11 protein-coding genes are annotated in these 9,293 nt (G+C 71.9%); 8 read left to right on the top strand and 3 right to left on the bottom strand.

From position 1 onward, the window contains the following. Positions 1-149: 149 nt before the first annotated feature. The 3 genes from KUG38_RS15250 to KUG38_RS15240 are packed head-to-tail and all read left to right on the top strand — an operon-like array spanning position 150 to position 2,162. The gene (locus KUG38_RS15250) at positions 150-971 is read left to right on the top strand and encodes a HEAT repeat domain-containing protein (RefSeq protein WP_216923105.1); all 822 of its coding nucleotides are present in this window, start codon (positions 150-152) and stop codon (positions 969-971) included. Then, complete coding sequence (gene cpcF / locus KUG38_RS15245) at positions 971-1,645, top strand: C-phycocyanin alpha-cysteine-84 phycocyanobilin lyase subunit CpcF (RefSeq protein ID WP_216923103.1); 675 nt, start codon at positions 971-973, stop codon at positions 1,643-1,645. The genes KUG38_RS15250 and cpcF overlap by 1 nt, the downstream gene beginning before the upstream one ends. After that, positions 1,632-2,162 carry a low molecular weight protein-tyrosine-phosphatase gene (locus KUG38_RS15240; protein ID WP_216923101.1) on the top strand — a complete coding sequence of 177 codons (531 nt, stop codon included), beginning with the start codon at positions 1,632-1,634 and terminating at the stop codon, positions 2,160-2,162. The genes cpcF and KUG38_RS15240 overlap by 14 nt, the downstream gene beginning before the upstream one ends. Here KUG38_RS15240 and KUG38_RS15235 read toward each other — a convergent pair. Continuing rightward, positions 2,159-3,733, bottom strand: coding sequence for a bifunctional pantoate--beta-alanine ligase/(d)CMP kinase (locus tag KUG38_RS15235; protein ID WP_216923099.1), 1,575 nt, complete (start codon positions 3,731-3,733; stop codon positions 2,159-2,161). The two genes, KUG38_RS15240 and KUG38_RS15235, sit on opposite strands and share 4 nt — an antisense overlap. Positions 3,734-3,813: 80 nt before the next feature. Next, the gene (locus KUG38_RS15230) at positions 3,814-4,308 is read right to left on the bottom strand and encodes a septal ring lytic transglycosylase RlpA family protein (RefSeq protein WP_216923096.1); all 495 of its coding nucleotides are present in this window, start codon (positions 4,306-4,308) and stop codon (positions 3,814-3,816) included. Between the two features lie 435 nt (positions 4,309-4,743). Here KUG38_RS15230 and purM point away from each other — a divergent pair, with 435 nt between their 5' ends. Then, entirely contained in the window at positions 4,744-5,778 is a 1,035-nt protein-coding gene (gene purM, locus KUG38_RS15225; protein ID WP_216923094.1) for a phosphoribosylformylglycinamidine cyclo-ligase, read from the top strand. Between the two features lie 96 nt (positions 5,779-5,874). Next, on the top strand, positions 5,875-6,537 hold the full coding sequence (locus tag KUG38_RS15220) for a DUF8655 family protein (RefSeq protein WP_094585031.1): 663 nt from the start codon (positions 5,875-5,877) through the stop codon (positions 6,535-6,537). A gap of 5 nt (positions 6,538-6,542) precedes the next feature. Here KUG38_RS15220 and KUG38_RS15215 read toward each other — a convergent pair whose 3' ends face one another. Next, on the bottom strand, positions 6,543-7,547 hold the full coding sequence (locus tag KUG38_RS15215; RefSeq protein ID WP_216923092.1) for an aldo/keto reductase: 1,005 nt from the start codon (positions 7,545-7,547) through the stop codon (positions 6,543-6,545). 63 nt (positions 7,548-7,610) lie between these two features. Here KUG38_RS15215 and KUG38_RS15210 point away from each other — a divergent pair, with 63 nt between their 5' ends. The 3 genes from KUG38_RS15210 (at position 7,611) to KUG38_RS15200 (ending at position 9,234) form a co-directional block, all read left to right on the top strand. Continuing rightward, positions 7,611-7,802, top strand: coding sequence for a DUF8639 family protein (locus KUG38_RS15210; protein ID WP_216923128.1), 192 nt, complete (start codon positions 7,611-7,613; stop codon positions 7,800-7,802). Further along, complete coding sequence (locus tag KUG38_RS15205) at positions 7,799-8,329, top strand: hypothetical protein (protein WP_216923090.1); 531 nt, start codon at positions 7,799-7,801, stop codon at positions 8,327-8,329. Before KUG38_RS15210 ends, KUG38_RS15205 begins: the two co-directional genes overlap by 4 nt. A 266-nt stretch (positions 8,330-8,595) precedes the next feature. Further along, positions 8,596-9,234 carry a class I SAM-dependent methyltransferase gene (locus KUG38_RS15200; protein WP_216923087.1) on the top strand — a complete coding sequence of 213 codons (639 nt, stop codon included), beginning with the start codon at positions 8,596-8,598 and terminating at the stop codon, positions 9,232-9,234. The last annotated feature ends 59 nt before the right edge of the window (positions 9,235-9,293 follow it).

Genomic DNA, 9,293 nt, shown 5'->3' with positions numbered 1-9,293 from the left:
ACATCGACTACGCCATCAGCGCTCTCGTCTGAGCTCTCGCGGCCATCGTTGTTTCCGGGTCCCCTTCGGGGGGCCCTTTTTTCTGGCCGGATCCCGCCGGCCCCGGGGATGGCAGCATTCCCCGAGCCCCCTCGCACGTGCGCAGAGCCATGGCCGGTGACGGCGAACCGATCAGCGAAGCCGAGGCCCTGGAGCAGCTTCGCCAGACCGACGACCAATCCCGTCAGTACTACGCGGCCTGGTGGCTGGGGCGCATGCGCAGCCGGCACCCGGAGGCCGTTCCCCTGCTGCTCGCCGCCCTCACCCAGCGCCAGCCCCGGGATCCGGGTGCCGGTGTCGAGCACAACGCCGTGGCCCGCAATGCGGCCCGGGCCCTGGGCAAGATCGCCGACGCCCGGGCCGTGCCCGAGCTGCTGGCGGTGCTCGACGATGCCGACGACGGCCTGCGGGAGGCCGCGGCCCGCTCCCTCGGCGAGCTTGGGGCGACGGCAGCGGTGCCCCTGCTGATCCGCCGGCTGGCCAGCGGCCCCGCCGTCGCCGGCGCCTGCCGCAGCGACAGCCCCCGGCTGCAGGAACCCTGCGAAGCGATGCTGGAGGCCCTGGGGGCGATCGGTGAGGCGCAGGCGGAGGTGCTGGACGTGATCCGCCCCTTCACCGCCCACGACCGGCCCCTGGTCCGCAGCGCCGCCTGTCGCGCCCTGCTGCAGCTCACCGGGGAGACGGTCTGGGCGGATGAACTGCTCCAGCTGCTGCAGCATCCCCAGCTGCAGGTGCGCCGCGCGGCCCTGATGGATCTGGGGGCGGTGGGATGGCGGCCCGCCCTGGAGCCGATCCGACGCACCTTCGCCGAGAACAGCCTCAAGCTGATCGCCCTGCGGGGGCTGGTCGAGCATGGCCGCGGCTCCGGCAGCGGCAGCGAGGCTGACAGCGATGATGAGGCCCTCCTGATGGCGATGGACGCCCTGCTGTGATGACGGCCGGAAGCGGAGATTCCCAGGGCGCGGCCGATCGGATCCGGGCCTTCGAGCGGGCCGGCAGCGCCGAGGAGCTGGTGGCGGCCACCCGCCGGCTGACCGACTGCGACGACCCCCTGGCCACCGTGCCCCAACTGGTGCAGGTGCTGGGGTTCAACAATCCCGGTGCCGCCGTCGCCGCCGTGGACGGCCTGATCGCGATCGGCCCGGCGGCCGTCGGGCCCCTGCTGGCCAATCTGGATGCCCATAACTACGGCGCCAGGGCCTGGGCCGTCCGGGCCCTGGCGGGCATCGGCGACCCGCGTGGGCTGGACGTGCTCGAGGACGCCCTGGCCACCGACGTCGGGCCCAGCGTGCGCCGGGCCGCCGCCAGTGGCCTGGGGGCCCTGCGGCTGGAGAGCCTCGCCGAGCAGGAGCGGGAAGGGATCCGCCTGCGCTGCCTGGAGGCCCTCGAAGCGGGCCGCAGCGACGGCGAATGGGTCGTGCGCTATGCGGTGGCCGTGGGGTTCGAGGGCCTGGCCCTGCCCCTGTCCCCGCCCCATCCCCACCGCCAGCGGGCCGTGGCGGGCCTCAGCCAGCTCCTGCAGCCGGAGCAGGAGGAGACTCTGGTGGTGCGCCTGCGGGCCGGTGTGGCCCTGAAGCGACTGGACAAAACCGATGACCTCCCCTGATCCGACCGCCGGGACGAGCCGCTCCGAAGACGGCCGCCCCACCGGCATCCTGTTCGTCTGCCTCGGCAACATCTGCCGCTCCCCGGCCGCCGAAGGGGTCTTCCTGCACCTGATCGCCCGCCAGGGGCTGGAGCAGGCCTTCACGGTGGACTCCGCCGGCACCGGTGACTGGCACGTGGGCCGCCCCGCCGACGCCCGCATGCGCAGCGCCGCCGCCCGCCGGGGCATCGTTCTGCCCAGCCGGGCGCGCCAGATCACGACGGACGACCTGGGCCGCTTCGACCACGTGCTGACGATGGACCGGCAGAACCTGGAGGCGGTGCGGGGCCTGGCCGGGCGGGGGGAGGCCGCCGCCCGCATCGGCCCGCTCACCCGTTACTGCCGCCGCTACAGCGTTGAGGAGGTGCCCGATCCCTACTACGGCGGCGAAGAGGGCTTCGATCGGGTGCTGGACCTGCTGGAGGACGCCTGTGGGGGCCTGCTGGAGGCCCTGAAGGCCGATCGGGCGACCAGCTAGGGCTCTGTCCCCTCCAGCGGGGAGGGGCCCCGCCAGGCGTCCTCCGGCACCCGTTCGCGGAACAGGTCAACCAGGCGCTGGATCACGGCGTCGATGGCCAGCCCGTCGGTGACCAGCTCCACCGCGTCGTCCGCCTGGCGCAGGGGAGCTTCGGCACGGGTGGAATCGCGGTGATCCCGCTCGGCGATCTGGGCCTCCAGTTCCGCCAGGGCCGGCACGTCGAAGCCACGCTGGGCCAGATCCGCCGCCCGTCGACGGGCCCGCTCCGCCACTGTGGCCGTGAGGAACACCTTGCATTCGGCCTCCGGGAAGACGGCGGTGCCGATGTCGCGGCCCTCCGCCACCAGGCCGCCCCGCCGGCCCATGGCCTGCTGCTGACGGGTGAGGGCCGCCCGCACACAGGCGTGGGCGGCCACGGTGGAGACCTGGGCGGTGACCTCCGGGCCACGGATCGCCTCGCTCACCTCATGGCCGTTGACCCGCACCCGCTGCTCCCCGGCGGCGTCGCTCTCCAGCCGCAGGTCCAGGTCGTCGAGAAGGGGGGCGATGGCGTCGGCATCGGCCGGGTCCACACCCCGGTGCAGCACCCACCAGGTGAGGGCCCGGTACATGGCGCCCGTGTCGAGATAGACCAGGCCCAGGCGGCGGGCGAAAGCCCTGGTGACCGTGCTCTTGCCCGCCCCGGCGGGGCCATCGATGGCGACGATCGGCGGGCGGTTCATCAGAAAGATGTGATCGATCAGGCGGGTGCTGCCGCAGCGGGCGGCGGCGGCCAGCAGGGCCATCCCGGCGGCGCCGGACACCGGAGACAGGCTAAAGGGATGGACGAGCTGCACGTACTCCACGCCGAATCCCGCCGCCTCCAGCCCCCTGGTCACCGCCTCCGTGAGTGCCGCGGCACTGGCGGTGCCGCCCCGCCAGAGCGTCAGCGCCGCACCCAGGGCGGCGGGCAGGGCCGTCGCCTGTTCACGCTCGGCGGCACTGAGGTAGCGATGGCGGGAACTGCAGGCGAGGCCATCGGCCTCCCGCACGGTGGCGCAGCCCTGGACCGTCACCGGCAGGGCCAGATCGGCGACGACGCGACGCAGGATCGTGAGCTGCTGCCAGTCCTTCTCCCCCAGCAGGAGCCTGTCGGGTCGCACCAGGGCCAGCAGGCGACAGACGACGGTGGCGACCCCCTCGAAATGGCCGGGGCGTCCGGGCCCGCACAGGGACCGGCGCAGGCCGGCCGGGGGGACCACCCCGGTGAGCTCCGCCTCGCCATCGGGGAACAGTTCCGCCACCGAGGGGGCGAAGAGGGCATCGGCGCCGGCCGCCGCCCCCAGGGCCGCATCGGCGGCCAGATCGCGGGGATAGCGGGCGAAATCCTCGGACGGTCCGAACTGGAGTGGGTTGACGAACACGCTCAGCAGCACGGCGGGCCGGCCGGCGGGGACGGCCGCCGAGGCCCGCCGCAACAGCTGCTGATGGCCCTCGTGCAGGCTCCCCATGGTGGGCACGAAGTGGAGCGGCCGCCCGGCCTGGGCGCGGCGCCAGTCGCTCAGGTCGGCCAGGGTCTGAAGCAGTCGCACCGGCACATAAGGAAAAGCCCACCCGCCAGATTGGCGGATGGGCCGGTGGGCAGGGTTCCAGACGGGGCCGGAACAGGGACTCAGGGCAGCACTTCCAGCTTCACATCGGCAATGCCGCTGGCCGTGAGGCCGAGCTCCTGGGCGGCACCGTGGGCCAGATCGATCACCCGGCGCCCATGGAAGGGACCGCGATCATTGATACGCACCACGGCGGAACGACCGTTCCAGAGGTTCGTGACGCGCACCATGGTGCCGAAGGGCAGGGTGCGGTGGGCGGCGGTGAGGGTGCCGGGACGGAGCACCTCGCCACTGGCGGTGCGGTTACCGAAGAAACCGGGGCCGTACCAGCTGGCCTGGCCGGTGGAGACCCGACCGGCGGAAGCGATCAGGTTGCTGGCCGTGGGCACGGTGCGGATCTCTTCGACGAAGCGATCCCAGTTGGAGGGAAACTCGGCGGGGCGAATGGCAACGGAACTCCCTGGAGCCTGCGGGGCAGTAAGGGAGCCGGCCTGGGCCGGGGCGATGCTGCTGGTGAAGAGGAGGGCGGCGGTGCCCAGGAGTTGAGTGACTCGCATGACAGGCGGAATGCACCGGCGGAGCAGGCAGGCGGGGAAGGGACTTCCTCGGTGACTGCATTCGGACGTTGACGACAACCGGAACCTGAAGCGGTGTTGGCTGAGGTGAACGGGACCGAATGGGCCTGGCGAATTCCTTACAGAAAATGACGACCCCGGAAAACTATCCGAAGTCCGCAGGGCCCAAAAGCACCCCTGACGCCCCCTTGGATCGATCAGTTTTCTTCATCTTTGCCACCCTTCCAGGCGTCCACTGGCCTGACTGGCCCATCGGCGCTATCGAAACATCAGCGGATTTGATGACGTCCATAAGCCGCGGCGATGGAAGTGTGGGCCAATCCCGGGATCGTCCATGCGAAGGGGCCATCCAGCGCCCTTCCGGCCCGTCGCGGCCCCGTGCCGATGCAGGATCGGTGCAGCGCTGACCCTTGCCCCATGGACTACCGCTCTGCCGGCGTGGACGTGGCCGCCGGCCGCGCCTTCGTGGAACGCATCCGGGACAGCGTCGAGACAACCCGACGGCCGGAGGTGCTGGGCGGACTGGGGGGCTTCGGCGGGCTCTGCCGACTGCCGGCCGGGATGAAGCGTCCCCTGCTGGTGGCCGGGACCGACGGGGTGGGCACCAAGCTCGAACTGGCCCAGGCCCACGGCGCCCACCACGGGGTGGGCATCGATCTGGTGGCCATGTGCGTCAACGACGTGATCACCAGCGGCGCCGAGCCCCTCTTCTTCCTTGATTACATCGCCACCGGCAAGCTCGGCCCCGAGGCCATGGCCGAGGTGGTGGAGGGCATCGCCGACGGTTGCCGCCAGAGCGGCTGTGCCCTGCTGGGGGGCGAGACCGCGGAGATGCCGGGCTTCTACGGCGCCGGCCGCTACGACCTGGCCGGGTTCTGCGTGGCGGTGGTGGAGGAGGACGAGCGGATCGACGGCGCCCGGGTGACCGCCGGCGACCGGATCGTGGCGGTGGCCAGCAGCGGTGTCCACAGCAATGGCTTCAGCCTGGTGCGGCGCATCCTCGAGGCCGAGGCCGTCGACGCCGGCACAGCACTGCCCGCCACCGGCCAGGGGCTGATCGACGCCCTGCTCACCCCCACCCTTCTCTATGCCGCCCTGGTGAAGGACCTGCGCCGCTCTGGCCTGCCCCTCCACGCCATGGCCCACATCACCGGCGGGGGCCTGCCGGAGAACCTGCCCCGCTGCCTGCCGCCGGGGGTCCACGCCGTGGTCGACCCGGGCAGCTGGGAGCGCCCGCCCCTGTTCCGCTGGCTGCAGGAGAAGGGACAGGTGCCGGAGGCCGACCTCTGGAACACCTTCAATCTCGGGGTCGGCTTCTGTCTGGTGGTGCCGCCCGAGGCCCTGCCCGCCACCCTCGACCTCTGCCGCTCCTCGGGCCACCAGGCCTGGGAGCTGGGCGGCGTCGCGGCGGGCGACCCCGGGGAGACTCCCCTGGCCGGATTGCCGCACTGAGGCGGCTCAGGCCCTGATGCACCGGTTTTCCTAAGGTCGTGGGCGTCTTTGCCGACACGACCAGGCTCCCTCCCGCTCAGAAGAGTTCGTTGCCCGATGTTCGATACGTCCAGACGCATCACGCGCCGCCGCAGTTCCGCCGGCCCGATCCCGCCCCAGCGCCCCCAGCAGCCCCGTCCCCGCCTGCGGGACGCCGGTGCCCCGCTGCAGCGCGAAGGCACGGGCGGCCAGCGCCCCACCTTCCTGACCCTGCGGGACCACGGCAAGGTCTATGTGGCCGACCTGCCGCGGCTCTCCGATGGCCAGCTCACCCATATCAATAAGGAGGCCCAGGACGTTCTCGACAGCCTCAACCGCCGCCTGCAGGAGCTGGAGGCCCAGACCCACCTGAGCGAGGCCGACCAGGACACCCGGATCCGGGCGACCACCAAGCGCGACATCACCCAGCGGTTTCTGAACTCGATCGCCCAGGAGCAGGAACTGCGGCGTTCCAACCCGGCGCTGCGGGCGGCCGCGGGCGAATCCCTGGCCCGCGCCTTCCTTGAACTGGCCCGCCATCGGCTGCCCGGCTCCACCTTCGACTCCCTGCTGCAGGAGGCCCTCAGCGCCTGCGGCCCCGGTGAGGACGGCGCCCTCAGCGGCGAAACGGCCGATCCCCAGGTGGTCCGGCTGCTGCAGCGGGCCGAAGCTCCCCAGCCGCGGCCGGCGGCCCTGCCGGTGGTGCTGAGTCCCGACCCGGCCGACGCCCTCAGCGCCTGAGGTCATCAGCCGCTCTGGAACGGGTTGGCCGGCATGCGCGCCTCGCAGCGCAGCGCCACCCGGTCCAGATCCCGCCGTTCCTCCTCTTCAAGGCACCAGGTGGCGGCGGCGGCCGCCGCTTCGGCCTGATCGGGGCGGCGCATCCCCACCAGGGGCAGGGCGCCGTGGGCCCGGCACCAGTTGATCGCCACGGCCGCCATCGGGGCGTCATGGGAGGTGGCGATCCGCTCCATGGTCTGCAGCAGGGGCTGGATGCGGGGCCGCAGCCGCCGGAACAGCAGGCCCCGCGGGCCCGGGGGCCGCTCCGCCCGGGCCTCCCCCGGGGGCTGGGCCAGCAGCCCCAGGGCCAGGGGGCTGTAGGCCAGCAGCTCGATGCCCAGCTCCCGGCAGACCGGGGCCACCCCCTGGTCTGCGAGCGACTCAGGGGCCAGCAGGGACAGCTGCACCTGCAGGCTGGCCAGACGCAGGCCGCGCCGCTCCAGCTGTTCGTGCACCTGGCGCAGGCGGCGGGGCCCCAGGTTGGAGACCCCCAGGCTGCCCACCCGGCCCGCGGCCACCAGATCCGCCAGTCCCTCCAGCAGCGGCCCCTCCTGCCAGGGGGCATAGCGGGCCGTGCTCCAGTGCAGCTGCACCCTGTCCAGGTGGCCCCTCAGCCGCCGTCGGGACGCCTCGAAGGCCCCTTCGAACCCCCGGCGGCCCAGGCGCCAGGGGAACGGGGCCAGCTTGGTGGCCACGGTCAGCCGCTGGCGGCGGTCCGGCGGCAGGGCCTCGACGAAGTCGCCCAGGAGCGACTCGCTGCGCCCCCCGTAGCGGCCGGTGCCATAGGAATCGGCCGTATCGAAGAAGGTCAGCCCCAGCTCCACCGCGCGGCGGAAGCAGGCGGCCAGCGTCTCGTCCTGGGCGGGGTCGTAACCCCAGAGGAACTGGTTGCCCCAGGCCCAGGTGCCGACCCCGACCCCGGTGACGACCGACGACTCCGGAGCGGGCAGGATGGCGGCAGGGTCGGCCATGGCGATCACGCAGGTCCGGGTCCGTTGCCATGATCGATCCGATCCTCCCCCCGGGGACACGCGATGACCAACCCCGCGGCCCACGTGCCGGCGCCGGTCCCGGCCAGACCCGCCGTGCTGCCCGCCGCCGACCAGCCCGCCGCAGCCGCGAGCGCTGGCCCTGCTGCCGATCCGGTGCTCTGCCACCACTGCGGCCGGACCGCCAGCAACGGCATCAGCTGCCAGGGCATCTGCGTCGCCGACTCGGGCTATTGAGGCGCCGACAGGCCCCTGGGGCCCTGACGGCACTGGGCCTGCTGCTGGCCCTGGGTGTCCACCTGGCGCCCCTGGGGGCCAGGGAACTGCCTGGGGACGACTTCGGCCGCTGGGAAACAACCCTGCGCCGCTGCAGCGTCATCACCCCCTCCGGCAAAGGCCCGGTGCCGCCCCCGGCCAGCTGCCGCCTGCTGCGGCTGGACCAGCAGATGGAGGGTCTGCTCAGTGTCCGGTTCCTGCAGCCCGGTGGCGACAAGTCCTTTCTCGACCGTCAGCTCGTCTTCGCCGGGGTGCTGGCGGAAGGCTCCGCCGCCATGGCCTGCCACCGGAGCCGCTGTGAGCCGCGCTGGCCGGTGCGCCTGCGGGTCAGCGCCGTGGGTCAGGCGGGATTCGGTGACGGGGAGGCGGCGCTCGGGCTGACCAGGGCCGAGCTGGCCAGCGGACAGTGCCTGCTCGACGAGCGCTCCTTTCGCTGCGAGGCCACCGGCCCGGAAGGGCGGCAGTGGCGGGTGGAGGCCGCCCCCTGAGCCGAGCGGGAGCGGCTGGGCGAGAGGGCGAGGGAGACGGAAATGACGATCGGCAACGAAGGCCACAGGCAGGAACGCCTCTCTTCAGATTCTCTTTATGATTGATCCGTCCGGGAGATGGCCATGCCCCCATCCACGTCTCTGCTGGCCCTGGTGGGCGTTGTGGGTTTCGCCATCATCTCGCTGCTCATGGGCGTTCTCCCCTGAGAGGCAACGGCGGGTCGATCGAACGCCGCCGCTAGGGTGCCGACGACCCGCCGGACGGCATGTCGACCAAGGACGCCTTCACCCGCATCTATCAACGTGACACCTGGGGGGGAGGCTCGGGGCAGGGATCCCGGCCGGAGTTCAACGGCGAATACATCGCCACCCTGCAGCGCTTCCTGCGACTCAACGACATCGGCAGCGTCGTTGATTTCGGGTGCGGCGACTGGCAGTTCTCCCGCTTGATCCACTGGGGGGACATCACCTACACGGGCGTCGACATCGTCGATTCGGTGGTGGCGGCCAACCGCGAACGCCATGCCAGCGACACGGTTCACTTCCAGCTGTTCGACGACCTGACCAGCCTCCCCCCTGCCGATCTGATCCTTGTCAAGGATGTGCTGCAGCACCTTCCCAACAATCTGGTGCGGGACTATCTCGACCACTTCAAGAGCAAGTACCGCTGGCTGATCGTCACCAATGATGATCTGCCCCAGTCCAGACTCAATCAGGAGATCGATGCTGGCGCCTGGCGTCCCCTGCGCCTGGATCTCCCTCCCTTCGGCGAACACTGCTCCACCCTGGCCCAGTGGGTCGTGCTGACGGAATCTTCCATGAGTCTGCACAGGAAACGGGCGGATCTGATCCTCGGGGAGGGACCACGCCGGCCGCCCGGCCGGAGGGACGGTCAGACCCCTTGAGGCTCTGATGGATTGGGGATCAGCGGCGCTGGGGATCCGTCGGTTTGATGACGGCGGTG

Source organism: Synechococcus sp. CCAP 1479/9, assembly GCF_019038535.1.
GTDB lineage: Bacteria > Cyanobacteriota > Cyanobacteriia > PCC-6307 > Cyanobiaceae > Cyanobium.
Note: the sequence above shows the minus strand (reverse complement) of the source record. Positions and strands in the feature narration are given on the sequence as shown.